General features: G+C 64.7%; 20 protein-coding genes. 12 read left to right on the plus strand and 8 right to left on the minus strand.

Going from position 1 to position 26,079, the window contains the following annotated elements:
• The first annotated feature begins 3 nt into the window (after window positions 1-3).
• Genes AAFG13_RS41535 through AAFG13_RS41545 form a run of 3 tightly spaced genes read left to right on the plus strand, consistent with a single transcriptional unit; the run spans window position 4 to window position 5,096 of the window.
• On the plus strand, window positions 4-684 hold the full coding sequence (locus tag AAFG13_RS41535; RefSeq protein WP_212311653.1) for a response regulator transcription factor: 681 nt from the start codon (window positions 4-6) through the stop codon (window positions 682-684).
• Window positions 685-687: 3 nt separating this feature from the next.
• Entirely contained in the window at window positions 688-2,142 is a 1,455-nt protein-coding gene (locus AAFG13_RS41540; RefSeq protein ID WP_212310999.1) for an ATP-binding protein, read from the plus strand.
• Entirely contained in the window at window positions 2,139-5,096 is a 2,958-nt protein-coding gene (locus AAFG13_RS41545; RefSeq protein ID WP_342710594.1) for a bifunctional [glutamine synthetase] adenylyltransferase/[glutamine synthetase]-adenylyl-L-tyrosine phosphorylase, read from the plus strand. Before AAFG13_RS41540 ends, AAFG13_RS41545 begins: the two co-directional genes overlap by 4 nt.
• A gap of 158 nt (window positions 5,097-5,254) precedes the next feature.
• Here the strand turns inward: AAFG13_RS41545 and AAFG13_RS41550 are convergent, their stop codons facing one another.
• From AAFG13_RS41550 to AAFG13_RS41570, 5 genes are read right to left on the minus strand one after another with little or no spacing between them, the layout of a single operon-like run.
• Entirely contained in the window at window positions 5,255-5,476 is a 222-nt protein-coding gene (locus AAFG13_RS41550) for a formate dehydrogenase subunit delta (RefSeq protein ID WP_173641858.1), read from the minus strand.
• Window positions 5,460-6,296 (minus strand): formate dehydrogenase accessory sulfurtransferase FdhD, encoded by an 837-nt coding sequence (fdhD, locus tag AAFG13_RS41555; protein ID WP_342710595.1) that lies wholly within the window; start codon window positions 6,294-6,296, stop codon window positions 5,460-5,462. The genes AAFG13_RS41550 and fdhD overlap by 17 nt, the downstream gene beginning before the upstream one ends.
• 2 nt (window positions 6,297-6,298) lie before the next feature.
• Window positions 6,299-9,175, minus strand: a complete 2,877-nt coding sequence (fdhF, locus tag AAFG13_RS41560) for a formate dehydrogenase subunit alpha (RefSeq protein WP_342710596.1) — start codon at window positions 9,173-9,175, stop codon at window positions 6,299-6,301.
• 13 nt (window positions 9,176-9,188) lie between these two features.
• Window positions 9,189-10,757 carry an NADH-ubiquinone oxidoreductase-F iron-sulfur binding region domain-containing protein gene (locus AAFG13_RS41565; protein WP_342710597.1) on the minus strand — a complete coding sequence of 523 codons (1,569 nt, stop codon included), beginning with the start codon at window positions 10,755-10,757 and terminating at the stop codon, window positions 9,189-9,191.
• Entirely contained in the window at window positions 10,754-11,230 is a 477-nt protein-coding gene (locus AAFG13_RS41570; protein WP_342710598.1) for a formate dehydrogenase subunit gamma, read from the minus strand. The genes AAFG13_RS41565 and AAFG13_RS41570 overlap by 4 nt, the downstream gene beginning before the upstream one ends.
• A 256-nt stretch (window positions 11,231-11,486) precedes the next feature.
• On the opposite strand from AAFG13_RS41570, the gene AAFG13_RS41575 reads away from it, so the two are divergent.
• The 3 genes from AAFG13_RS41575 (at window position 11,487) to mdoH (ending at window position 16,164) form a co-directional block, all read left to right on the plus strand.
• Window positions 11,487-12,383 (plus strand): LysR family transcriptional regulator, encoded by an 897-nt coding sequence (locus AAFG13_RS41575; protein ID WP_212310993.1) that lies wholly within the window; start codon window positions 11,487-11,489, stop codon window positions 12,381-12,383.
• Between the two features lie 206 nt (window positions 12,384-12,589).
• Window positions 12,590-14,056: a glucan biosynthesis protein G gene (locus tag AAFG13_RS41580; protein WP_249131458.1), complete on the plus strand. Its 1,467-nt coding sequence runs from the start codon at window positions 12,590-12,592 to the stop codon at window positions 14,054-14,056.
• On the plus strand, window positions 14,044-16,164 hold the full coding sequence (gene mdoH / locus AAFG13_RS41585; protein ID WP_342710599.1) for a glucans biosynthesis glucosyltransferase MdoH: 2,121 nt from the start codon (window positions 14,044-14,046) through the stop codon (window positions 16,162-16,164). The genes AAFG13_RS41580 and mdoH overlap by 13 nt, the downstream gene beginning before the upstream one ends.
• A gap of 9 nt (window positions 16,165-16,173) precedes the next feature.
• Here mdoH and AAFG13_RS41590 read toward each other — a convergent pair whose 3' ends face one another.
• The 3 genes from AAFG13_RS41590 to AAFG13_RS41600 form a co-directional block, all read right to left on the minus strand.
• On the minus strand, window positions 16,174-18,495 hold the full coding sequence (locus tag AAFG13_RS41590; RefSeq protein WP_342710600.1) for an ATP-binding protein: 2,322 nt from the start codon (window positions 18,493-18,495) through the stop codon (window positions 16,174-16,176).
• A 192-nt stretch (window positions 18,496-18,687) separates the two neighbouring features.
• Window positions 18,688-20,076: a cation-efflux pump gene (locus AAFG13_RS41595; protein ID WP_212310989.1), complete on the minus strand. Its 1,389-nt coding sequence runs from the start codon at window positions 20,074-20,076 to the stop codon at window positions 18,688-18,690.
• A 434-nt stretch (window positions 20,077-20,510) separates the two neighbouring features.
• Complete coding sequence (locus AAFG13_RS41600) at window positions 20,511-21,197, minus strand: Crp/Fnr family transcriptional regulator (RefSeq protein WP_342710601.1); 687 nt, start codon at window positions 21,195-21,197, stop codon at window positions 20,511-20,513.
• A gap of 648 nt (window positions 21,198-21,845) precedes the next feature.
• Between AAFG13_RS41600 and AAFG13_RS41605 the strand changes: the two genes are divergently transcribed.
• The 6 genes from AAFG13_RS41605 to AAFG13_RS41630 all read left to right on the plus strand — a co-directional run bounded on the left by AAFG13_RS41605 (window position 21,846) and on the right by AAFG13_RS41630 (window position 25,979).
• On the plus strand, window positions 21,846-22,049 hold the full coding sequence (locus tag AAFG13_RS41605; protein ID WP_342710602.1) for a hypothetical protein: 204 nt from the start codon (window positions 21,846-21,848) through the stop codon (window positions 22,047-22,049).
• A gap of 38 nt (window positions 22,050-22,087) precedes the next feature.
• Complete coding sequence (locus tag AAFG13_RS41610; protein WP_342710603.1) at window positions 22,088-22,534, plus strand: hypothetical protein; 447 nt, start codon at window positions 22,088-22,090, stop codon at window positions 22,532-22,534.
• A gap of 67 nt (window positions 22,535-22,601) precedes the next feature.
• The gene (locus AAFG13_RS41615; protein ID WP_342713516.1) at window positions 22,602-23,198 is read left to right on the plus strand and encodes a TetR/AcrR family transcriptional regulator; all 597 of its coding nucleotides are present in this window, start codon (window positions 22,602-22,604) and stop codon (window positions 23,196-23,198) included.
• Between the two features lie 73 nt (window positions 23,199-23,271).
• Entirely contained in the window at window positions 23,272-24,153 is an 882-nt protein-coding gene (locus tag AAFG13_RS41620; protein ID WP_342710604.1) for an EamA family transporter, read from the plus strand.
• 66 nt (window positions 24,154-24,219) lie between these two features.
• Window positions 24,220-25,152 carry a pyridoxal-phosphate dependent enzyme gene (locus tag AAFG13_RS41625; RefSeq protein ID WP_342710605.1) on the plus strand — a complete coding sequence of 311 codons (933 nt, stop codon included), beginning with the start codon at window positions 24,220-24,222 and terminating at the stop codon, window positions 25,150-25,152.
• 332 nt (window positions 25,153-25,484) lie between these two features.
• Window positions 25,485-25,979 carry a septal ring lytic transglycosylase RlpA family protein gene (locus AAFG13_RS41630; protein WP_212310986.1) on the plus strand — a complete coding sequence of 165 codons (495 nt, stop codon included), beginning with the start codon at window positions 25,485-25,487 and terminating at the stop codon, window positions 25,977-25,979.
• Window positions 25,980-26,079: the final 100 nt, after the last annotated feature.

Here is a 26,079-nt window from a genome sequence, read left to right on the forward strand (position 1 = left end):
CAAATGCGTATCCTGATCATCGAAGACGACCGCGAGTCAGCCGACTATCTGGTCAAGGCATTCCGTGAAGTCGGCTATATCGCCGATCTCGCCTCCGACGGCGAGGAAGGCCTGTCGATGGCGGAGACCGGCGACTACGACGTGCTGGTTGTGGATCGCATGCTGCCGAAGCGGGACGGCCTGTCGCTGATCGGCATCCTGCGCGACAAAGGCAACCGGACGCCGGTCCTGATCCTGTCGGCGCTCGGCCAGGTGGACGACCGGATTAAGGGCCTGCGCGCCGGCGGCGACGACTATCTGCCGAAGCCCTATTCCTTCGCCGAGCTGCTCGCGCGCGTCGAGGTGCTGTCGCGGCGCAATGTCGGGCCGGCCGAGGAGACCACCTACCGCGTCGGCGACCTCGAGCTCGATCGCCTGTCGCATCGCGTCGCCCGCGGCAAGGATGAGCTGACCTTGCAGCCGCGCGAATTCCGCCTGCTCGAATATCTGATGAAGCATGCCGGGCAGGTGGTGACGCGGACCATGCTGCTCGAGAACGTCTGGGATTATCATTTCGATCCGCAGACCAACGTCATCGACGTCCACATCTCGCGGCTGCGCTCCAAGATCGACAAAGGCTTCGAGCGGCCGCTGCTGCATACCATCCGCGGCGCGGGGTATATGATCAGAGATGGCATTAGGTAGATCGTGACGGCCTTCGGCAAACTGATCCGGACCACGGCGTTTCGGCTGACGCTGGTCTACCTGTTCCTGTTCGCGCTGTTTGCCGCCTCGCTGCTGGCTTATTTCGCCTGGAACACGCGACGGCTGATCACCGAGCAGATCACGACCACCGTCAACGTCGAGATCGGCGAGATCACCGCCATCTATAACCGTCGCGGCCTGCACGGCCTGCTGACCACCATGGGCAATCGTGCGCTGCGGCCGGGCGCCAACCTCTATCTCTTGACGGCGCCGAACGGGCAGGCGCTGGCCGGCAATGTCGGCTCGCTGGCGCCTGGCGTGATGAGCGTCCAGGGCTGGAGCGAGACCGCCTATCGCCGGTTCGACGATCAGGACAAGACCGATCACCGCGCGCTGGTTCGGGTCACCGAGATGGACAACGGTTTCCGCCTGCTGGTCGGGCGCGACCTCGAGGAGCGGCGGCGGCTGTTCGGCATCGTCGCCAAGGCCGCGCAATGGTCGATCCTCGTCGTCGTCGTGCTCGGCATCGGCGGCGGCATCTTCGTCGCGCGCCGCGTGCTGCGCCGGATCGACGCCATGACCGGCACCACCAAGCGCATCATGGCGGGCGATCTGTCCGGCCGGCTGCCGGTCGGCCGCAGCGGCGACGAGCTCGACCGTCTCGCGGAAAATCTCAATGTCATGCTGGAGCGCATCGAGGCGCTGATGACGGGGCTGAAGGAGGTCTCCGACAACATCGCCCATGACCTCAAGACCCCGCTGACGCGGCTGCGCAACCGCGCCGAGGAGGCGCTGGCGCGGTCGGGCTCCGAGGCCGATTATCGCGCGGCGCTGGAGCGGACGATCGAGGAGTCCGACGGCTTGATCCGCACCTTCAACGCGCTGCTGATGATCGCGCGCGCCGAGTCCGGCCAGGCGCGCGGCAACATGGACGATTTCGACGGCGCCGACGTCGCCAATGGCATCCACGAACTGTACGAGCCGCTCGCCGAGGACGACGGCATGACGCTGCAGGTGAAGACCGCGCCGGCGCCGATTCACGGCAACCGCGAATTGATCAGCCAGGCGGTCGCCAATCTGGTCGAGAACGCGATCAAATATGGCAAGCCCGAACCGGGCGTAGAGCCGATGAAGGCCGATGCGCGGGAGATCCTGATCGAGGCCCGGCGCGAGGGCGATCAGGTCCTGCTCAGCGTCACCGACCACGGTCCGGGCATCCCCGAGGGTGACCGCAAGCACGCGGTGGAGCGCTTCGTCCGGCTCGAGGCCAGCCGCACCTTACCCGGTTCCGGTCTCGGCCTCAGCCTGGCCTCGGCGGTTGCCACGCTCCATGGCGGTGAGCTGCGGCTCGGCGATGCCCATCCGGGGCTGGTGGCCACCCTGGTGCTGCCGGCGCGGGCGGGCGGCAGTGACAGGCTTGCGGCTCAAACGCAGGATGTGCCACAGAAGGCGGCATGAATGCCGCCGCGCCGGGAAACGCGGATCGACACCTTCTGGCCGCGCGGTTCGCGGACGGACCGCGTGTCGCCGCTCCCGTATCCGCCGATCAGCGCCTGACCGACTGGTTCGCCGAGCTCGAGCCGGCGCAATCGGCTGCGCTCGCGGCGCTGCTGGAGCACCCGTTCGCGCGGGACATCCTGCGCGGCATTGCCGAATTCTCGCCCTATCTGTTCGAGCTCGCGCGGGCTGATGCCGCGCGGCTGATCCGGATCCTGTCGTGCGACCCGGAGTCGCATCTTGCGAACCTGATCGAGACGACCTCGCGCGACGTGCTCGCCGCCGGCAGCGAGGCCGACGTGATGGTTCTGCTTCGCCGCATGAAGGCGGAGGCTGCCCTGATGATCGCGCTGTGCGACATCGGCTGCGTCTGGCCGGTGATGCGGGTGACGGCGGCGCTGACCGACATTGCGGTGAATTCGGTGCAGTCGGCGCTGCGATATCTGTTCCTGCAGGAAATCGCCCGCGGCCGCATGACTGCCGTCGATCCCGAGCATCCGGAAGCGGGCTCCGGCCTGATCGTGCTTGCGATGGGCAAGATGGGCGCGGGCGAGCTGAACTATTCCAGCGACATCGACCTGATCGTGTTCTTCGATCGCACGGCCACCTCGCTCGCCGAGGATATCGAGCCGCAGCCGTTCTTCGTCCGCGTCACCCAGGCGATGGCGCGGATGCTGCAGCAGCGCTCGGGCGAGGGCTATGTGTTCCGGGTCGATCTCAGGCTGCGTCCGGACCCGGCCTCGACCCAGGTCGCGATCTCGACCGACGCGGCCTTGCATTATTACGAGCGTGAAGGGCGTACCTGGGAACGCGCCGCGATGATCAAGGCGCGGCCCTGCGCCGGCGATCCCAAGGCCGGCGATGCGTTGATCGCCGAGCTCGCGCCATTCGTCTGGCGCAAGCATCTGGATTTTGCGGCGCTGGCCGACGTCCACGACATGAAGCGGCAGATGCAGACCTATCGCGGCCAGAGCGAGATCTCGGTCGAGGGCCACAACGTCAAGGTCGGCCGCGGCGGCATCCGCGAGATCGAGTTCTTCGCCCAGACCCAGCAGCTGATCGCCGGCGGCCGCCATCCGGAGTTGCGGGTGCGGCCGACGCTGGAGGCGCTCAATGTCCTCGCCGAGAGCAACTGGATCACCTTTGAGGCGCGTGACGAGCTGACCACGGCCTACGAATTCCTGCGCCGGGTCGAGCACCGGCTGCAGATGATCGCCGACGAGCAGACCCACTCGCTGCCCGAGGAGCCGGAGGCGGTCGAGCGCTTCGCGCATTTCTTCGGCTACGAGAATCGTGAGGCCTTCGCCAGGGATCTGCTCGGCCAGCTCAAGATCGTGCAGAACCATTACGGCAAGCTGTTCGAGGGCGACGATCCGACCGGGAGCGCGAAGCTGCCGGACGTCGACTACGGGGCGGGCCCCGAAGACGGTCGCCTGATCGAGCATCTCGCCAGTCTCGGCTTCAAGAAGCCGGTCATGGTCGCCGGCACCGTGCAGCAATGGATCGAGGGCGATTATCGCGCGCTGCGCGTGGAGGCGACGCGGGCGGCGTTCCTCGAATTCATTCCCGGCCTGATCGACGGCCTCGCGGATGCCGAGGAGCCGGACGATGCGGTCGCGGCATTCGACCGTTTCCTGGGCGCGTTGCAGCGCGGCGGGCGGCTGATCTCGCTGCTCAGCCAGAACCGCGATTTCGTTGCGCTGGTGGCGCTGATCCTCGGTGCGGCGCCGCGGCTCGGCGACATGCTGGCGCGGCAGCCGCAGATCATGGACGGTCTGGTCGATCCACGCTTCTTCGGCGCGATGCCGGACAAGAAGGAGCTGTCGGCGCGGCTCGCCGCCACGCTGCAGGACGCGTCCTCCTATGAGGACTTCCTCGATCGTCTGAGATTGTTCGGGCAGGAGAGCCTGTTCCTGATCGGCACGCGGATCCTGTCGGGCACGGTGTCGGCGCAACACGCCAGCACGGCCTTTGCCGATGTCGCCGAAGGCATCGTGCACACCGTGCACGGTCTCGTCACCGACCAGTTCGCCGCGCAATATGGCCGGATCAAGGGGCAGGAGACTGCGATCGTCGCGATGGGCCGACTGGGCAGCCGCGAGATGACCGCGTCCTCCGACCTCGATTTGATCCTGCTCTACGATTTCGACGGCGAGGCGCCGGACTCCGACGGAGAGCGCTCGCTGCACGGCGCGCAGTATTTTGCCCGCTTCACCCAGCGCCTGATCAGCGCATTCACGACCCGGACCAATTACGGCGTGCTCTATGACGTCGACATGCGGCTGCGGCCGTCGGGGCGGGCCGGTCCGGTCGCCTCGCGGATCGATTCGTTTTCCGACTACCAGGAGCGCGAGGCGTGGACCTGGGAGCACATGGCGCTGACGCGTGCGCGCGTGATCTCGTCGTCGCCGCAATTCCGCGAGAGGATCGAGGCGATCATCCGCAGCGTCCTGACCCGGCCGCGCGATGAGGCATCGACCGCGGCCGACGTTGCCGACATGCGGCGCGCGATCGCGCTGGAGAAGGGCGAGGACGATGTCTGGGACCTCAAGCTTGCCGCCGGCGGGCTCGTCGACATCGATTTCATCGCGCAATATCTCCAGCTCGCGCACGCCTCAGCGAAGCCGGAGATCCTCAGCGTCTCGACGCTGCAGGTGCTCGAGCATGCCGCCAAGCTCGGCCTGCTCGGCCAGTCGGAAGCCGAGATCCTGCGCTCGGCGGCGCGGCTCTATCATGATCTGACGCAGATCCTGCGGCTGTGCGTCACCGGCAAGTTCAATCCGGAGACCGCGGGCGAGGATCTGCGGCGCGTGATGGCGCGGGCCGGCGACGCGCCGGATTTCTCCGCACTGGAAGCCCGCCTGCGCGAGACGCAAGGCGAGGTACGCCGCGTCTTCAACACGATCGTGGGATAGGGGTACCCGACCCGTCATCCTGAGGTGCGAGCGAAGCGAGCCTCGAAGGATGCACGGCCCCCGTAGATTCACGCGGAAGGAGCAGGGCCGTCGACCCTTCGAGACGCCGCTGCGCGGCTCCTCAGGGTGACGGTGATAGAGCTGGGTGCAGCCCCTCGCTACGCCTGCTGCTTCAGCTTCTGCAGGGCATCGCGGACGTCGGGGTCGAGGCCGGCGCCGCCGGTGTCGAGATGGGCGAAGATCTGCTTGCGCATCCTGGGGTCCCAGAACTTCCAGATGTGCTCGGAAATGCCCTGCACCGCGCGGTCGTGTCCCTGGCTGTGGAAGAACTTTCCGATCTGGTTCGCCATATAGACCAGTTTGTCAGGCGACGACGACATAAGCGGACTCCTTGCCGGGCACCGCGCCTGTGACGCGTTCCGGATGCGTAAAGATTTCAAATCCGTCGGCGCGCGCGATCGCGGCAAGCGTGATGCCGGCGGCGTCCGCCATCCGCACCGCAAGCGCGGTCGGGGCCGACACCGCAGCAATCAGCGGCGCGCCGATCGCGGCGGTCTTCTGCACCATTTCGACCGAGACGCGGCTGGTCACCAGCACGATGCCGTCACTTGCGGCGACCTTGTCGCGGGCCAGCGCGCCGGCGAGCTTGTCGAGCGCATTGTGGCGGCCGACATCTTCGCGCAGCGCGACGATGCCGCGCGTGGCGGTCCAGAACGCGGCGGCGTGCACCGCGCGGGTCTGGTGGTTGATCTCCTGCAGCGGCGCGACCGCCGCCACCGCTGTCATGATCTCGCGCGGTGCGAAGACGCGGCCCGCGGGCACCACCGCGGCCGGCCGGACCGCCTCGCTGATGGAATCAAGACCGCACAGGCCGCAGCCGGTCGGGCCGGCGATGTTGCGCCGCCGCTCGGCGATCCGCGCGGCCTTGTCGGGCTTGAGCCACATCCGAAGCTCGATGCCGTCATCGAGCTCGACGATGTCGAGGGTCTCGATCTCGTCGGCTGATTGCACGATGCCTTCGCTCAGGCTGAAGCCGACCGCGAAGTCGCCGAGGTCCTCGGGCGAGCCCATCATCACGGCGTAGGTGCCGCCATTATAGGTCAGCGCCAGCGGCGTCTCTTCCGGGATCAGGCGCGCGCCCTCGCTGAAGACGCCGTCGCGCCAGACCTTCCGTATCGCCTTGTGGACCGGTTCGCGCATCGCTACTCCGCGGCTTCCACCACCGGCGCGATGCGCCGGGAGTTGCGCGCCTGCTCGTCATAGGCCTTCTGCCAGTCGGACGGACCGTTCGACGGCGAGATCTGCACGGCGGTGACCTTGTACTCCGGACAGTTGGTCGCCCAGTCCGAGAAGTCGGTCGTGATGACGTTGGCCTGGGTGTCCGGGTGATGGAACGTGGTGTAGACCACGCCCGGTGCGACGCGGTCGGTGATCAGCGCGCGCAGCGTGGTCTCGCCGGCACGGCTCGCCAGCCGTACCCAGTCGCCGTCGCGCACGCCGCGCTGCTCGGCATCGTGCGGATGGATTTCGAGCCGGTCCTCGGCGTGCCACACCACGTTCTCGGTGCGGCGGGTCTGCGCGCCGACATTGTACTGGCTGAGGATGCGGCCGGTGGTGAGCAGCAGCGGGTAGCGTGGGCCGGTGCGCTCGTCGGTCGCGATATATTCGGTGATGATGAACTTGCCCTTGCCGCGCACGAAGCCGCCGATATGCATCACGGGCGTGCCTTCCGGCGCCTTCTCGTTGCAAGGCCACTGCACCGAGCCGAGTTCATCGAGTCTGGCATAGGAGACGCCGGTGAAGGTCGGCGTCAACGCGGCGATCTCGTCCATGATCTCAGACGGATGGCTGTAGTTCATCTCGTAGCCCATCGCCTTGCCAAGCATGATCGTCACTTCCCAGTCGGCATAGCCGTTGAGCGGCGTCATCACCTTGCGGACGCGCTGGATGCGCCGCTCGGCGTTGGTGAAGGTACCGTCTTTCTCGAGGAAGGTCGAGCCGGGCAGGAAGACGTGGGCGTAGTTCGCGGTCTCGTTCAGGAAGAGATCGTGGACGATGACGCATTCCATCGCCGACAGCGCCGCCACCACATGCTTGGTGTTCGGGTCGGATTGCAGGATGTCCTCACCCTGCACATAGAGCCCCATGAAGGTGCCTTCGATCGCGGCGTCGAACATGTTGGGGATGCGCAGGCCCGGCTCCTTGTTGAGCTTGACGTTCCACATCGCCTCGAACTGCTCGCGCACCGCATCGCCGGAGATGTGGCGATAGCCGGGCAGCTCGTGCGGGAACGAGCCCATGTCGCAGGAGCCCTGCACGTTGTTCTGGCCGCGCAGCGGGTTCACACCGACGCCGGGCCGGCCGATATTGCCGGTCACCATCGCGAGGTTGGCGATCGCGATCACGGTGGTCGAGCCCTGGCTGTGTTCGGTGACGCCGAGCCCGTAATAGATCGCGCCGTTGCCGCCGGTAGCGTAGATGCGCGCCGCCTCGCGCAGAGCCTTGGGATCGACGCCGGTCATGATCGCGGTCGCTTCGGGGCTGTATTTCTCCTGGGCGACGAAGGCGGCCCATTCCTCGAACTCGCTCCAGTCGCAGCGTTCGCGCACGAAGCTCTCGTTGACGAGCCCTTCGGTGACGATGACGTGGGCGAGCGCCGTGACCACCGCGACGTTCGTGCCGGGCATCAGCGGCAGATGCAACGCCTTTACATGCGGTGATTCCACCATCTCGGTGCGGCGCGGATCGAGCACGATCAGCTTGGCGCCCTGGCGCAGCCGCTTCTTCAGCCGCGAGGCGAACACCGGGTGAGCCGAGGCCGGGTTGGCGCCGATGATCATCACGACGTCGGTGTCTTCAACCGAATCGAAATCCTGGGTGCCGGCCGAGGTGCCGAAGGTCTGCGACAGGCCGTAGCCGGTCGGCGAATGGCAGACGCGGGCACAGGTGTCGACATTGTTGTTGCCGAATCCGCCGCGGATCAGCTTCTGCACAAGGTAGGTCTCTTCGTTGGTGCAGCGCGAGGAGGTGATGCCGCCGACCGCGTCGCGGCCGTATTTCTGTTGAATGCCCTTGAACTTGGCGGCGGCGAAATTCAGCGCCTCGTCCCACGACACCTCCTGCCAGGGATCCTCGATCCGCTCGCGGATCATCGGCTTCAGGATGCGCTCCTTGTGGGTGGTGTAGCCCCAGGCGAAGCGGCCCTTGACACAGGAATGGCCGCGGTTGGCCTTGCCGTCCTTCCACGGCACCATGCGCACCACTTCCTCGCCACGCATCTCGGCCTTGAACGCGCAGCCGACGCCGCAATAGGCGCAGGTAGTGACGACCGAATGTTCGGGCTGGCCGATCTCGATCACGGATTTTTCGGTCAGCGTCGCGGTCGGGCAGGCCTGTACGCAGGCGCCGCAGGACACGCATTCGGAGCCGAGGAAGCTCTCGCTCATGCCGGGCGAGACGCGGCTGTCGAAGCCGCGGCCGGAGATCGTCAGCGCGAAGGTGCCTTGCACTTCCTCGCAGGCGCGGACACAGCGCGAGCAGACGATGCACTTGGAGGGATCGTAGGTGAAATACGGATTGGATTCGTCCTTCGGCATCCAGTTGTCGTTTTCGCAGCCGTGCGATTTGGCGAAGACGTGGTTCTCGCCTTCATAGCCGTAACGCACGTCGCGCAGGCCGACGGCGCCTGCCATGTCCTGCAATTCGCAATCGCCGTTCGCCGCACAGGTCAGGCAGTCCAGCGGATGGTCGGAGATGTAGAGCTCCATCACGCCCTTGCGCAGCTTCTTCAGCCGATCGCTCTGGGTGTGTACGACGAGGCCCGGCATCACCGGCGTGGTGCAGGAGGCCGGCGTGCCGGCGCGGCCCTCGATCTCGACCAGGCAGAGCCGGCAGGAGCCGAAGGCGTCGACCATATCGGTCGCGCAGAGCTTTGGAATCTGCGTGCCGGCTTCCATCGCCGCGCGCATGATCGAGGTGCCCTCGGGCACCGTGATCTGATTGCCGTCGATGGTCAGCGTGACCATCGCCTCGGATTTGGATTTTGGCGTGCCGAAATCGATTTCCTGGATCAGCGACATCGTGATCTCCTTGCTATTCCGCGGCCTGCAGCCGGGCCGGTGCGGGACCTAAATCTCCGCCAAAATCTTCCCGGAAGTGTTTCAGTGCGCTCATCACGGGGTAGGGCGTGAAGCCGCCGAGTGCGCACAGCGATCCGAATTTCATGGTGTTGCAGAGGTCTTCGATCACGGCGAGGTTTTCCGCCACGCGCTCGCCGTTGATGATCTTGTTGATGGTCTCGACGCCGCGGGTCGAGCCGATCCGGCACGGTGTGCACTTGCCGCAGGATTCGATCGCGCAGAACTCCATCGCGAAGCGCGCCTGCTTGACCATGTCGACGGTGTCGTCGAACACCACGATGCCGCCATGGCCGATCAGGCCGTCGCGCGCGGCGAATGCCTCATAGTCGAACGGCGTATCGAACAGCGCGCGGGGGAAATAAGCGCCGAGCGGGCCGCCGACCTGCACCGCGCGCACCTCGCGTCCGGTGAAGGTGCCGCCGCCGATCTCGTCGACGAGCTCGCCGAGCGTGACGCCGAACGCGGTCTCGAACAGCCCGCCATATCTGATGTTGCCGGCGAGCTGGATAGGCATCGTGCCGCGCGAGCGGCCCATGCCGAAATCGGCGTAGGCCTTGGCGCCGTTGTCGAGGATGAAGGGGATCGCCGCGAACGACAGCACGTTGTTGATCACGCTAGGACGGCCGAACAGGCCCTTATGCGCGGGCAGCGGCGGCTTGGCCCGCACGATGCCGCGGCGGCCCTCGAGGCTCTCCAGCAGCGAGGTCTCTTCGCCGCAGACATAGGCGCCGGCGCCGACCCGTACTTCGAGATCGAACTCATGCGCCGAGCCGCCGATGCGCTTGCCGAGGAAGCCGGCGCGCCGGGCGGCCGCGATCGCCGCGTTCATCGCCTCGACCGCGTGCGGATATTCCGAGCGGATGTAGATGTAGCCCTTGGTGGCGCCTACCGTGGTACCCGCGATCGTCATGCCCTCGATCACGACGAAAGGGTCGCCTTCCATGATCATGCGGTCGGCGAAGGTGCCGCTGTCGCCTTCGTCGGCATTGCAGACAATGTATTTGCGGTCGGCGCTGGCCTGCGCCACCGTCTTCCACTTGATGCCGGTCGGGAAGCCGGCGCCGCCGCGGCCGCGCAGGCCCGAGGTCATGACATCGGCGAGGATCTGGTCGGAGCTTAGCGTCAGCGCCCGCTCCAGGCCTCTGTAGCCGCCATGGGTGCGGTAGTCGTCGACCGAGCGCGGATCGACCACGCCGCAGCGGACGAAGGTCAGTCTCGTCTGGCGCTTCAGCCAGGGGATCTCATCCGTGACACCAAGCCGCAGGGCATGCTGGCCGTTGCCGGCCATCGCATCGAGCAGCGACGGCACGTCGGCCGGGGTCACCGGGCCGAACGCGACGCGGCCCTCGGCGGTCGAGAGCTCAACCATCGGCTCCAGCCAGCACAGCCCGCGCGAGCCGTTCCTGACGATCTCGATTGCTGCGCCACGCGCTGCTGCGGCTTGCGCGAAGGCGAGGGCGACCTCGTCGGCGCCGACCGCGACCGCGGCGGCATCGCGGGGGACGTAAATTCGCATCGTCATCGCTGTGCCTCCGCGACCAGCGCGTCGATGCGCGCTTCATCGAGGCGGCCGACCAGCCGGCCATCCAGCATCGCCGAGGGTGCGGTGGCGCAGAGCCCGAGGCAGTAGATCGGCTCCAGCGTCACCCGCTCATCCGCCGTGGTATTGCCTAAGGATACGCCGAGCTTTGCCTCCGCGCGCGCCGCAAGCCGATCGCCGCCGGCGGCCTGGCAGGCCTCGGCGCGGCAGAGCTTGAGGACGTGGCGTCCGGCAGGTCGCTTCCGGAAGTCGTGGTAGAAGGTGAACACGCCGTGCACCTCGGCGCGGGACAGATTGAGCGCCTCCGCCACCATCGGGATCGCGGGCTCCGGCACGTAGCCGAAGGCTTCCTGCAGCGCGTGCAGGATCACCAGCGTGGCGCCTTCAGGCCCGGCATGCTCGGCGATGATCTCCGCGCCGCGCGCCTTGTCCCAAGGTTCGTATCCCACCGTCATCAGCGCTTCTCACGATCAGTTTTTTGCTTTGCACATGAGAATTGGAATCCTTCGAAACATCAATAAAGCTGTCTCATGCGGCGATTGCGAAACGCGATTAATAGCGTTGCCGAATGGGTCGATCCGGGATCGCAATAATGTTCTGGAATCACGGACTTCCGGGACGCTTTGGATTTCGGGATCGCACCCCGATCGTGCTACCTATGGACACGTCGGGCTGCCATCTGGGGCGCCGTTTTCCGAAGGGGTTTGAACCTTGATCGACAAGCTGGAACTTCTGCTGGCGCTGGCCAAGGAACGGCATTTCGGCCGGGCTGCGGAGGCCTGCGGGGTCACCCAGCCGACCATGTCGACCAGTCTCAAGCAGCTCGAGGAAATCCTCGGCGTCATGCTGGTGCAGCGCGGATCGCGCTTCCAGGGTTTCACGCCGGAGGGCGAACGGACGCTGGACTGGGCGCGGCGCATCGTCGGCGATGCGCGGGCGATGAAGCAGGAGATCAACAGCCTCAAGGACAAGCTGTCGGGCGAGATCCGGATCGCGGCGATCCCGACCGCGCTCGGCATGGTGGCCTCGCTCACCACGCCGTACCGGGCGCGCCATCCCGACGTGCGGTTTCGCATCCAGTCGTGCACGTCCGCCGACGTGCTCGGCCTGCTCGAAAATCTCGAGGTCGATGCCGGGCTGACCTACATCGAGAACGAGCCGATCGGCAAGGTCCGCACCATCCCGCTCTACAACGAGAGCTATCGTCTGCTGACAGCGCCGGATGCGATGTTCGGCGACCGCAAGCAGGTGACGTGGAAGGAAGTCGGTACCGTGCCGCTGTGCCTGCTGACGCCCGACATGCAGAACCGCCGCATCATCGATCGCGCGCTGACTTCGGTCGGTGCGGAGGCGACACCGTCGCTGACGTCGAATTCCCTGCTCGTGCTCTACACCCATGTGAAGACCGGACGCTGGGCCAGCGTGATGCCGGCCAAGCTCGCCGAGACGCTCGGCCTTGCCGATGCCGTGCGCAGCATTCCGATCGTCGATCCGGTTGTCGACTACAGCATCGGCCTCGTGATCCCGCAGCGTGATCCAATGACGCCGCTGATCGCAGCCCTGGTGCAGGTCGCGCGCGAGGTCGCGCCGAAGCTGGAGAGCGCGTAGCGCCGGGCAATCGAGGCGCTTCCAAGACGGTTCCCATTCCGACGACCGCCGGCCTAGCCCCGGGGCGAAGCAATTGTCCTGCGCGCATGGCAACCTTGGAACTCAGCGACGGCTGAGCGGTTTCATTGCGACGTCCCGGTCAGCGAGCAGGAGCTGCTTTGAATCGTCGCCAGTTACTCCACGGATCGGCCATGTTGCCGGCACTCATGCTTTTGCCGCAGCGGGAGGCCGCTGCGGCGGGCAACACGGCTGATGCACCCTTCAACCCGTCGATGGTGAGGGAGCTCGCCCGCAATCTCGCCGGCAAGTCGTTCGAGGCGCCGGACGAGAAGTTGCCGAATGGCCTGACGGACCTGAACTACGATCAGTACCGCTCGATCCGCTTCGTGCCGGAGCGCGCGCTGTGGCGCGGCGCGAGGCTGCCGTTCGAGGCGCAGTTCTTCCACCGCGGCTTCTTCTACAAGAACAAGGTCAAGATCTTCGAGGTCGCGGACGGCAAGGTCAGCGAAGTCAGCTACAGCAAGGACATGTTCTCGTTCGGTGAGACCGTGCCTGCCTTCACCGAGACCGATCTCGGCTTCGCCGGATTTCGGATCCACGCGCCGATCAACAAGCCTGACTATTACGACGAGGTCTGCGTCTTCCTCGGAGCGAGCTATTTCCGCGCCGTCGCCAAGGATGAGACCTATGGCCTGTCGGCGCGTGGCCTGTCGATCGATACCGGCGAGGCGAAGGGCGAGGAGTTTCCGTTCTTCAAGGCGTTCTGGCTCGAGCGCCCGGTGCCCAACGCGACATCCCTCGTGATTCACGCGTTGCTCGACAGCAAGAGCTGCGCGGCGAGCTATCGCTTCACGATCAGGCCGGGGAAGACCACGGTGTTCGATGTCGAGGCATCGCTCTATCCGCGCGCCGATCTCGAGCACGCCGGCGTTGCGCCGATGACCAGCATGTTCTTCTTCGGGCCGAACGATCGCAACGAGGTCGATGACTTCAGACCGTCGGTGCACGATTCCGACGGGCTCGCGATCTACAACGGCAGGGGCGAGAGCCTGTGGCGTCCGCTGAGCAATCCGCGCGACCTCCAGATCAGCACGTTCCAGGACATCAATCCGCACGGCTTCGGGCTGATGCAGCGGGAGAAGAATTTCTTCGCCTATCAGGACATCGAGTCGAGCTTCGAGAAGCGCCCGAGCCTGTGGGTCGAGCCGATCGGCGATTGGGGCGAGGGCGCGGTCATCCTGTTCGAGATTCCGACCAAGGAGGAGATCCACGACAACATTGCCGCGTTCTGGCGGCCGAAGGCGCCGCTCAAGGCCAAGAGCGAGACCAATCTCACCTATCGCCTGCATTGGGGATCTGACGCGCCGAAGCCGCATTCGCTGGCGCGCTTCACGCGCACTGGCATCGGCGCGCATGGTGAGAACAGCAAGCTGTTCGTGCTCGATCTGTTCGGCGACAATCTGAAGGGTGTCGATCCCAAGAGCATCAAGGGCGTCGTATCGGCCGAGAAGGCCGAGATCACGAACATCGTTACGCAGCCGAACCCGAACACCGGCGGATGGCGGCTGAGCTTCCAGTGCGCCGTCAAGAAGGATCCGATCGAGCTGCGCGCCCATCTGGCGCAGGATGACAAGCCGCTTTCGGAGGTCTGGGTCTATCGATGGGCGCCATAGTCACGTCGCCTCGTCCCGACGTCGCGGCAGCAGCCGAAGGCTTCCTGCCACGAGAGAGCCCGCTTGCGATGGCGGCGGCCGACCTCGGCCGGCCGCCGCGCGCGGTGAGCAAGCCGGTGTCGGTCGGTGCGGGCATGTTCATGCGCCGCGCTTTCGTCCTGATGCTGACCGTCGCACTGACCGGCGCTGGCGCCTACGAGATGTACATGGTGGTCCAGGTCGGCGGCGTGACGATCATGGAAGGCATGGTGCTGGTCCTGTTCGTGGCGCTGCTTGCCTGGATCGCGTTCTCGTTTGCTTCGGCGCTCGCCGGCTTCTTCGTGCTGCTTCGACGCAACGGGAACGCCTTGCCGATCCGCGATGATGGTCCGCTGCCGCGGATCGCGAGCCGGACCGCAGTGCTGCTTCCGACCTATAACGAGAATCCACATCAATTGATGGCGCGCCTGCGCGCCATTCACGAGTCCGTCGAGGCGACCGGACAGGGCGAAAGCTTCGACTGGTTCGTGCTGAGCGACACGCGCGATCCCGATATCTGGATCGCGGAGGAACAGGCGTTCCTTTCGCTCAGCGATGCCTGCGGTGGTGGGCGGCTCTATTACCGGCATCGCGCCGACAACACTGCGCGGAAGTCCGGCAATGTCGGCGAGTGGATCACGCGGTTCGGCGGCGCCTACCAGTTCATGATCGTGCTCGACGCCGACAGCCTGATGTCGGGTGACACCATGGTGCGGATGGTTCACGCCATGGAGACCAATCCGCAGGCGGCGTTGCTGCAGACGCTGCCCATCATCGTCAATGCGCGCAGCCTGTTCAGCCGCCTGCAGCAGTTCGCCGGCCGGCTGTACGGACCGATGGTCGCCGCCGGCGTCGCGTGGTGGCACGGCTCCGAGGGCAATTACTGGGGGCACAATGCCATCATCAGGATTCGGGCCTTTGCGGAGCAGGCGGGCCTGCCCGAACTCTCCGGGCGCAAGCCGTTCGGCGGACATATCCTGAGCCACGATTTCGTCGAGGCGGCACTGATGCGGCGCGCCGGCTGGGGCATCTACATGGCGCCGATGCTCGGCGGCAGCTTCGAGGAGGTGCCGCCGTCGCTGTTGGATTTTGCCGCGCGCGACCGGCGCTGGTGCCAGGGCAATCTGCAGCACCTCGCGGTGCTGACCACGCGCCGCCTGCACTGGATCTCGCGGCTGCACTTCATGACCGGGATCGGCTCCTACATCACCGCGCCGCTCTGGCTTGCGTTCCTGCTGCTCGGAATCCTGATCTCGCTGCAGGCGCGCTTCATTCGTCCCGAATATTTCCCGAAGGGCTTCTCGCTGTTTCCGAACTGGCCGGCGCAGGATCCCGTGCTCGCCGCGTGGGTGTTCGGTCTCACGATGGCGCTCCTGATCGTGCCGAAGCTGCTCGGCTTCATCCTGCTGCTGACGAGGAGGGATGTACGCCGGCAATTCGGCGGCGGCTTTAGGGCGTTGTCAGGTGTGATCGCCGAGGTGCTGATCTCGGCAATGATCGCGCCCGTCATGATGGTGTTCCAGTCGATCGCCGTCGTCGAGATCCTGCTCGGCCGGGATGCCGGCTGGCAGACGCAGCGGCGCGACGACGGCGAGGTCGAGCGCCGGGAGCTCTATCGGAAATACGGCATCCCGACCGCGTGCGGCGTCGCGATGGCGGCGAGCGCCTATGCGGTGTCATTGCCGCTGCTGCTGTGGATGTCGCCGGTGATCGTCGGTCTCTTGTTTGCGATCCCGATCGGCGCCTGGACCGCCAAGCCCGCGATGCGCGCGCTGTTCATGACGCCGGAGGAGGTCGGGCCGCCGGGCGTGCTGGTCCGTGCCAACGAACTGGCGTCGTCGCCCGCCCAGGCCTCGGCCCCCGCGCTCGCAATGCTCCGGCAGGATTCCGACCTGCTGCATCGTCATCTCTCGTCGCTACCGCCGGCGAGGCGCCGCGGTCCGGACGAGATCGATCCTGACCTCGCGATGGCGCGCGCGCGGATCGAGGCGAGCGGGAGCTTCAACGAGGCGGTCGAGCATCTCACGCCGCGCGAGACGCTCGCCGTCCTCGGCGATTCCGTCCTGCTGGAAGGGGTGCTTGCGAAGTAGTGTGGGGGCTCAGGCCGCTTCCGGTAACCTGGTCTGCAGCGAGCGCGGATCGCGGGGCAGCGTGATGCGGACGACGGTGCCAATGCCGAGCTTGGAGCGCAGCTTCATCGAGCCGCCGTGCAGGTTGGTGAGCGAGCGCGCGATCGCAAGTCCGAGGCCCGAGCCCTGGTAGCTCTTGGTGAGCTGGCTCTCGACCTGCTCGAACGGCTTGCCGAGCCGCCGCAGCGATTCCGGTGCGATGCCGATGCCGCTGTCGGCGATCAGCAGCACGATCGAGCCATCCAGCATCTGGCCGCGCACCAGCACGCGGCCGTGATCCGGCGTGAACTTCACGGCGTTGGAGAGCAGGTTGACGATGATCTGCTTGACCGCGCGGCGGTCGGCGACGACCGAGATCGTGCTTTCGATATCCGATTCAAGCGACAGGCCCTTGTGCTCGGCGCGGCCGGAGACCACCCGCAGCGACTCGGCGAGGATGCCGGAGAGGTCGAGCGGCTCCATGTCGAACTTCATCCGGCCGGCCTCGATCTTCGACATGTCGAGAATGTCGTTGATGACCTCGAGCAGGTATTTCCCCGAGGTCAGGATGTCGTGGCAATACTCCGCGTACTTGTCCGAGCCGAGTGTCCCGAACAGGCCGGAGCCCATGATCTCGGAGAAGCCGATGATGGCGTTGAGCGGCGTGCGCAGCTCATGGCTCATATTGGCGAGGAACTTCGACTTCGCGGCGTTGGCGTCCTCGGCGCGGGTCTTTTCCTGCGAATATTTCTCGGCGAGATCGGCGAGCTCGACGGCCTGGCGCTCCAGCTCGGATTGCGAGCGCTGCAGGTCGATCACGGTGGCGCGCAGGCGGAGATCGTTGTCGACCAGCTTCTGCTCGTGCGCCTTGATGCGGGTGATGTCGGTGCCGACCGAGACGTAGCCGCCGTCCTTGGTGCGGCGCTCGCTGATATGCAGCCAGCTGCCGTCGTCGAGCTGCGCCTCGAAGGTGCGCGCGCCCGGCGCCGGCACACCGCTCTCGTGCAGGCGGGTGCGCACCTCGGGCATGCTGCCGACCTCGATCACGGTCTCATAGGAGGTGCCGGGGCTGACGGCGGAATCGGGCAGCTTGTGCAGCCGCTGGAAGTGCGAGTTGCAGAGCACGAGGCGGTCCTCGGCGTCCCAGAGTACGAAGGCCTCGGGAATGGTCTCGATGGCGTCGCGCAGCCGGAGGTCGGCTTCCACCGACTTCTCGGCGAGGCTCTTCTGTTCGGTGATGTCGACCGCGATGCCGATCAAATGCAGCCCGCTGTCGGCCGCGGCGTGGCTGAGCTCGCAGCGGACGCGCAGCCAGATCCAGTGGCCGCCGACATGGCGCATGCGGAAGCTCTGGTCGATGTGATCGATCTTGCCCGAGATCAGCTGCTCGGCGATGTCGAACAGGTTGATGTCGTCGGAGTTCACCAGCGCGTTGACCTCGCCGAAGGTGAGCAGGTCGTTGCGGGTATCGAGGCCGAGCAGGGTGAACATCGACTGCGACCAGAATATCCGGCCGCGCGACAGGTCCCAGTCCCACAATCCGCAGCGGCCGCGATTGAGCGCGGTGTCGATCCGGCCGCGCACGGCGTCGTTGATCAGGTCGCCCTCGCGGGCGCGGGTCGATTGCCAGTGGAAGGCGAAGCCGAGGATCAGCACCACGAAGCTCGTGGTCGCCGACAGCGTCACCGAGAGTGCGGCGTCCGATCCCCAGATCGGCTCGTTCATCTCCTGGATCACGACGACCTGGCCGGGCAGCGACTTGACGAGCTGCGAGATCGCCAGCGCGCCGGTGCCGCCCGGCAGCGTCATGTCGCTGACCGCGCCCTGCTGGCCCGGTGCGACCAGGAGCTGCGCGGTGGAGACGATGTCGAGGACGCGGTCGTTCTCGCCGGCGCCGTCGATCGGCACGCGGGCCAGCACGCGGTGATCGGCGCTGGTGATGATGACATGGCGGCCGTTGGCGATGCCCCAGGACGGAATGAGATCCGGCAGCAGCTCCTGCATCCGCTCGATATTGGCGAGCCGGTCGCGGCGCACCGAGGTCAGGCGGTCGAGACGCTCGGCGAGGATGTCGGAGAGCGCGGCCAGGTCGCGCTTCGTCGCGCCGCGCTTCTGCCGGTTCTGGTCGATCACCTGGACGAAGGCGCCGAGGCAGATCGTGATGAGGAAGGCGATGATCAGCGTAGGGACAGCGCGGCGCAGTGCAGGCTCGGCCGTCAAGAGCCTGTGATAGGCCGGTTTCGCGATCGACTGTGCCAATCCCTTGATCGAATCGGATTGGACACAAGCGTTCGCTGCATGCGCGCGCGCCATGCCTTAGACCCCCATCTAAGCTGATTTTTTACCCGGATCGGATGCTCCCCTCGTCGCATCCGAATCATGATGATTTGAATCCAGATTTCGCGGGCTGTCGAGAGTCAACGATTCGTTAATGCGAAAAAATTCTTGTCCAAGACAGAATCAGTGCGCGCAAAGTGAGTCCGAAACAGGAACGGCTCCGTAGAATTACGCGCGCGTCGGTTCTGCGTGACTGATCACACGCTTCACGGTGGGGAACGCGCGGCGCAGCTTGCGTTCGATCTCGTCGACGCTTTCGTGCACCTTGATCACACTCATCGAGGGCTCAGCGCGGCAATGGAAGTTGACGACCTCGCCGGCGTCGGTGTTGCGGACCCGCACATTATGGATGTCATGGATCGCGCCGCCATCGGCGAATCCGGTCAGCGCGGTCTTGATCGCTTCAACGCGGTCGGGCGCGGCGTCGGTTCCCCACGGCAGTTCCGGCTCGAGCGGCTCGATATGGGTGTCGACCTCGACGTCCTCGCCAAAATCCTCGCGGATCGCGCGCTCGAGCTCGTGGGCGATGTCGTGTGCGGCGTCCAGCGCCATGTTGCTATCGACCTCGAGGTCGATGCCGACGATCAGCTTGCCGCCGATGTCGTGCACGGTGACGTGGTGGATAGCGAGGCCGGAGTTGCGCGCGATCACCATGATGCGCTCGCGCACGCTCTCATTGTCGCGCGCCACCGGCACCGCGGTGAAGGTGAGATCGGCGTCGCCGAACGTCTTGGTCATCGCCTGCTGTGCCCTGCGCTTGATGTCCTCGACGCGGTCGATCGGATAGGTGCGCGGCACGGCGGCAATGGCGTCGATGAAATGCGTGGCGCCGACCATGCGGACCCGTAGCCGCTCGACGTCGACCACGCCCGGCACGGCCTTGATGGCCGCGGTGGCCTTTTCCAGCGCGCCTTCGGGCGCGCGGTCGAGCAGGGTCTCGACCGTCTCGCGCGCCATGCGCAGGCCGAGCAGGGCGATCATCACGGCAACCGCGATGGCGGCCGCGGCATCGCCCCACCAGAAGCCGAAGCCCGCCAGCACCAGGCCGACAATGACGGCCGCGGATCCCATCACGTCGGAGGCGAAATGGAGTGCGTCGGCGGCCAGCGCCTGGCTCTTGGTGTCGCGCGCGGCGCGGTGCAGCGCGCGGGCGCGCCACAGATTGACGCCGATATCGAGGACCAGGACGACGAAGGGAACGGCTGATATCGAGGGCGGCGGCGCGCCTTCGCGCAAATGGCTGTAGGCCTGCACCAGGATGCCGCCGGCCAGCACATAGAGCAGGGCGATGACGAAGAGCGCCGAGACGCTTTCGAACTTGCCGTGGCCGTAATGATGCTCGGCGTCGGCCGGCTGGTCCGACACCCGCACCACCGCCCAGGTAATGATGGTGGCGACGAGGTCGATCGAAGAGTGCAGCGCCTCGGAGATCAGCGCCAGCGATCCGATGGCGATGCCGACGACGAATTTCGCCACGGCCATGCTGCCGCTGGCAAGGATCGAGATCGCGGCGACTGATGTCTTGGTGTTGGGTGTGCTGGTGCTGGAAGAGCTCATGGGCGGGGGTTTAGCAGGGAGTCCGTGAACATCAAGTGTCAGTCGTCACGCGCAATCGCCACTCACTTGCAATTGCATCTTTGCGCCAAGATCACGCTGTCGTCCTGGCCTGGTGCGCAATTGCGCACTTGGCCAGGACGACGATGAGGATGGTTCTCGCGCGATACGACGCACCGTCATTGCATACTTTATCTCGGTGTCATCGCCCGGATCGACCGGGCGATCCAGTATTCCAGAGACCCCGGTGCTTGAATCGAGAAGCCGCGGCGTACTGGATCGCCCGGTCGAGCCGGGCGATGACGGTGTGGGCGAGGACGCAGCTTCGCATTCTCGCGACACGATTTGTCCGAGCTTTGGATTTCGTTCCGCCCTCTCACTTGAAGAGGGCGCAGGGAATGCCGGGTGCGGAGGTTGCGATCGCGCAATCGTCCGATCTATTCGGCGGGTTCTTCGTCTCTTTCCAGCTGCGGCTTTTCATACAGGACCGCATTCAACAGGGAACGATGCACTTCGATCTTGCCGTTGTAGCTGATCAATCCGAGCTTGCGAAATTTGTTCAGGAAGAAGCTCACCCGGGATCGGGTCGTTCCGATCATCTCGGCAAGGGTTGCTTGACTGATCGACGCATCGATTGGCGTTGACTTGCCGTTTTTCCCGAAGTTGGCCAGCAGAAGCAGCAGGCGTGCGAGCCGCTTCTCGCTCGAATTGAACAGCTGGTCGATCAAGTCTTCTTCAATGCGATTGCTCCTGGTGACCAGGTAAGTCACGAAAAGTTCTGAAAATCGGGGCTCCTTGCGGAGCGCCGCCATCATCGCCCTTTGCGTGATTGAGGTGATAAGGCACTCCTCCATCGCCCTTGCGGTTCCAACGCGGACCGCCTGACCATTCAGGCAACCCTCGCCAAAAAACTGCGCAGCGTCCAATATGCCGACGACGGCTTCCTTGCCTTGCTCGGAAACAACGGTCACCTTGACCTTGCCCGACTGGATGTAAAAGACCTTATCGGCCTCTTCGCCCTGGGCGTAGATGATCCGGCCTTTACGGTACTTCACTATCGTCTTGCCGGCCCCGACTTTGGCGAGAAAGGCTTGGGGATCGAACTGTCGCTTTGCAGACTTCACAAGCCCCTCCTTCGGACCAGCGATGTCTAAATATTAAAACTGGTGGGTTGTGGTCAATATTGACCAGCGGACCAGTTTCCAAGGGGAGAAAATCACCTGGTCGGTGGCCGGTGTCCGGCAATGTGGTGGGCGCCCGCCCGATCCAGGAAGGGTGCCCGCATGCTCGGCTTTCGCACGTATCCAACCGGTCCGCCGTTGAGCGTCATCGAGCGCCCGCGCTGTCCGCACTGCCAGATCCGCACGCGGCTGGCCTGCATTGCGCCAGGCTCAGGGGGGTGTCAACTCCGCACGTTCGAGTGCCCCAGATGTGATCGTGTTCAGCAGTCGGTGGTGGATAGCGATCCCATGAACGGCGCCAAGGGGTGGCTTGGCAGCGAGCTTAGATCGCCGGACTAGCGCTCGGTTTCACGGGAGATTCAGGATGTCCACGCAAATAGCCCCACCGCAGCCCCGGGTCCGATCAAGCCCACCATGCCAGCGATGTGCGGGCGCCACTGTCGTGCAGCGCATTACGCCTTCGCGAGCTGGCCATGAGCATTGGACGCTGCGCTGCAAGAGCTGCGGCCACGTCGATCAGATGCAGGTCGTATCGGGCCCGTCGCAGTCCGGACCGCTCGACTGGTTTGAGAGAAATTTGGGACCCCCGACATGAACCTCAAAAAGCGTAACAGGACGAAGGTCGCATTTTTGACGGCGGACCATCTGGATGAGCAAGCAGATGCGCGCGCCAGCGAGGCGAAGCAATTGCCTGAAGGCGAGGCGAGACAGAATGCGCTTCGAAACGCCGCACAGTTGAGGGTGTATGCCTTCATGAAGCGCGCACTTGCGCCACAAGCCGTCAAGTCGAAATAGCAGATGCGAACCCATCATTTCATCACGCGGCGCTATCGATGGGTTTCGCTCCGCTCTACCCATCCTACGGACAGCTACGCCGGCAATCCGATGCTTGGAATTTGCTCGGGCAGATAATGGCCCGCGCGAATATCTTTCAGCAGAGTGTCGAAATCGGTGCCGGACTTGAAGCTCTCGTGGACGCGTGCCGGATCGAAGAATACGCATACCATTCGATCATCTGGTCGAGGCGGCTGGTTTTCATCGTCACGTGGTGGAGTGAGGGTCTGATGATGGTCGTGGAAGTTGTTGTCATGGCTCTCTCCTTTTCGCCGCAGAGTGTTCGAGTCATCGCCGCGCAACGAGGTTATGAAGCCGGGGGTGACGGCGGCAGCTTTGCCGGTTCAATTGAACCCGACATCGCTGATCTAGGTGGGCATCGCGTCGCGATGTCGCCAAAGCACCCACGAATCCCGCCAGCCCTGCCGCGGCTCGCCGGTTCGTGATCCAAACGGCCACTTGCGATATATGGACCAATTGGTCTATATATTGGGGATGAGCCGCCAAACCACCATGCAGCTGCCTCGTGGCCGCCCGCGAAGTTTCGACGTCGAAGCCGCCGTCGAACGTGCGATGGATGTGTTCTGGTCGCGCGGCTATCATGCCACGGCGCTGCCGGATCTGCTGCGTGCGACGAAGCTCTCGCGTGGCAGCCTTTATGCCGCCTTCGGCGACAAGCACTCGCTGTTCCTGCGCGCGCTCGATCGCTACATCGCCGATGCCCAGACGCGGATGGATGTTGAACTCGCCCCTCGCGGAGAGCCGGTTGCCGGCCTGCGGGCCTACCTTGCCGGTTACGTCGAGCGCGCCAGCGGCGCCAATGGCCGGCGCGGATGCCTGCTGGTGGCGACAGCCATGGAACTGGCTGGGCAGGATGCCGAGGCTGGTCGTCGCGTCGCAAGCTTTTTCAAAACCATGGAAGCCAGGTTGGCGGACGCGCTGTCCCGCGCGGAGGCGGCGGGCAGGTTGGCCGATGGCGTCGAGCCTGCAAGTGCCGCCCGAATTCTCGTCTGTTTCGTTTGGGGGTTGCGAGTGGTCGCCAAAACGGCACAGACACGGATCACATGGCAAGCCACCGCTGACGCGCTGCTCGATCGCTTCATCAGATAAACAATAACCCATGGACGCCTTCGCTATTGGTGCGTCCATATCTAGACTGATCGGTCTTGAAAGGAATGATGCCATGACTGCCATCCAGATCGTCTGCGCAGTGGCCGTTCCCTTGCTCTGGGGTCTTCAGTTCGTGGCCATCAAGGTGGGCGTCGCGGAGTTTCCGCCACTGTTCTTCCTCGCGCTGCGCTTCCTGGCGATCGCGCTGCTGCTTGTTCCGTTCGTCAAGAAGCCCACGCGTCAACAGTTCGGCCCTATCGCAGCTATTTCACTTTTCCTTGGTGGACTGAACTTCGGGCTGTTCTATGTTGGTCTTGGGCTCGGCTCGGGAAGCATATCGGCCGTCGCATATCAACTCGCGCCGCCTTTCACCGTCCTGCTGGCCTGGCCGCTGCTCGCGGAGAGGCCGTCTCTCGTCACGTCAGCCGGAGTGGTGCTTGCATTCGCCGGCGTGGTGGTGTTGGCAGCGGGGCCGGGGCTGTCGACCAACGCGCTGCCGCTGCTGCTTGTGGTCGGGGCGGCGTTCGCGTTCGCGGTGTCCAACGTCCTGACGAAGCGCTACGGCCCGTTTGATCCCCTGATGTTGATGGGGTGGTCGTCGCTGCTCACCGTGCCGCAGGTGATGTTGATGTCGCTGCTGCTCGAATATGGACAGCTGGCGAGCCTTGGCACGGCGGATCAACGCGGCTGGCTGGCGCTCGCCTACACCATCTTCATCGGAGGCATTGTCGGCTTTGGCCTCTGGTTCTGGCTGATCGCGCGTTGCTCGATGAGCCGTGTCGCACCCTTCGGTTTGCTGCTTCCGGTGTTCGCCTTGATCTCGAGCGTGATGTTCCTTGGCGACCGCGTGACCCCAAAGCTGGTTGTCGGCGGGCTGCTCGCGATCTCCGGCGTCGCCATCACACAGCTACGCCCGGGCTACGCGCCAATTAAGTCGAGCCGTCACAATAATTGACCCGACACGGATTGAGCACAATCGATATTTGTCTAGGCTGGCTGACCGTTACCACGGAAGGCAGCGATGCTCGGCTACTCCTTCGACCTGCTGCCGCGAGACCTCGAATTTATTTCACAGCAAGCCTACAGAACGCCCATGCGGTCATCGTCCGAGTTGAACGCTCGGATCGGATGCACCGTCCATGTCAAAGATGAAACTCTGCAGCGCAGTGGGTCGTTCAAGTTTCGGGGAGCCATACTTGGGGTCCGCAATGCCTCCCAAGGCATCGTAGCCGCGGGAGCTGGCAACTTCCCAATCGCAGCTGGCTTGGCAGCCCAAACGCTTGGCAAGCCCGCTTGTCTAATTATGCCAAGCGATGCACCGGCCTTCAAATTGGAACAAGCTCGAAGAACCGGAGCAGACATCCAATTCGCGGAACGTTCGCAGTTGGCAGAGCGCGCCGAGACAGAAGCACGAGAGCGCAGTTGGCGTAACCTGCATGCCTTCGAAGATATCGAAATGATCGCGGGCAGCTTCACCCTGGGCCTGGAAATCGCTGCCGCGATGGACGCAGCTAACTCGAACTCCGATGCCGTCGTCGTAGCCTGTGGCGGCGGCGGATTGGCGGCTGGCGTGGCGCTGGCCCTGCGCTCCAGGTCTGTTTCTGCTGAAATCTATGTTGTCGAGCCGGAAACGCATCCGCGATATGCGCGGGCGCGTGCGGGGGGCATGCCTATCCGGATCGACCCCATTGGTGACACGTCGTGTGATGCCCTGCGGTCTCGCAAGATCGGCGCACGCGCGTTCGAGATCCTGGAAAATTCGAATGTCCAGGTATGCGCGGTCAGTGACAGGCTGGTGGACGATGCATGTCGGCTCTTGCGCAAGATGTGCGGCATTCAAGCTGAGCCAAGCGGAGCGATCGCGTTGGCGGCAGTTTTGGGAGGTGTCGTCACCAAGAAGCATACCCGAACCTGGGTCATTGCTTGCGGGGGCAATGCGGAGCCCGAATGCTGACCGCGCGAACCGCGGCCCAGATGTCCTTGCGCGCCTCGTCAAAAAATCTCGCGGATCTCCCCGATAGAGCGGGTGCGGAAAGTGACGCCGAGATGCTCTTCATGCGCTGTCGAAGACCGCTCCATTCAGTCATTTTGCTGACGCATTCTCTGTCTTAGTCGGGCGCGAGACTGAAGACACGGTGTGAGGACCGCCCCGGTTCTCATAATGGTTCCGTCGCCGGAACTGGCGCGAATCCGCAAAGAATTGGCACACGTTAACGCCTCCGCGTTCGTTCGACCATGTTTTGCGGCATCGGGAACCGGACGATCAAAAAAATCAATCAAGGAGTTATGATGCTGTTCGGCTCGAGCGCCGCAATTTGCGGCGCCCTGGTTGCGCTCGCCATTTCTGGCACCGCTGCTCGAAGTGAAATCGGTGCGGTTCATTCAAGCGCCGTCGTCAACGCCGCGTGTGGGGATGCAATCGTTGGCGCGGCATCCATGTACAATCCGTTCAAGCCCGGCAAGGAGGAGGGCGGTCCGAGCACAGCCTCCGGCGAGCGCTACGATCGCTCGGTCTGGGCGGCTGCCATCAAAACGAGTTTGCGTCGGAAGTTTGGTGGGGTCCAATTTGGCGCGAGGCCGAAATATGCCCTCGTCGAGGCTGTAGGCAAGAAGGTCATCGTGAAGATAAATGACGTGGGGCCGCTACGGCCTGGCCGCATCATTGACCTCAATGAGCGGACGATGCGCTATTTCGATCCAAGCCTGGAGCTCGGAGTCATTGGTGACGTAAAGGTCAGCCCGCTTGCGGGGGATTATTGGATTCCCGGACCGGTCGGCTGAACACCGCACGCGAAAGAGCCAGGGCATCGCACGCAGCAGGCGCGGATCAGCCCACCGCGTCCGCGCGAAGCGCGGCCCGATGACAGGCTCCGGCGTAATC

Origin of the sequence: Bradyrhizobium sp. B124, assembly GCF_038967635.1 — a bacterium.
Classification (GTDB): domain Bacteria; phylum Pseudomonadota; class Alphaproteobacteria; order Rhizobiales; family Xanthobacteraceae; genus Bradyrhizobium.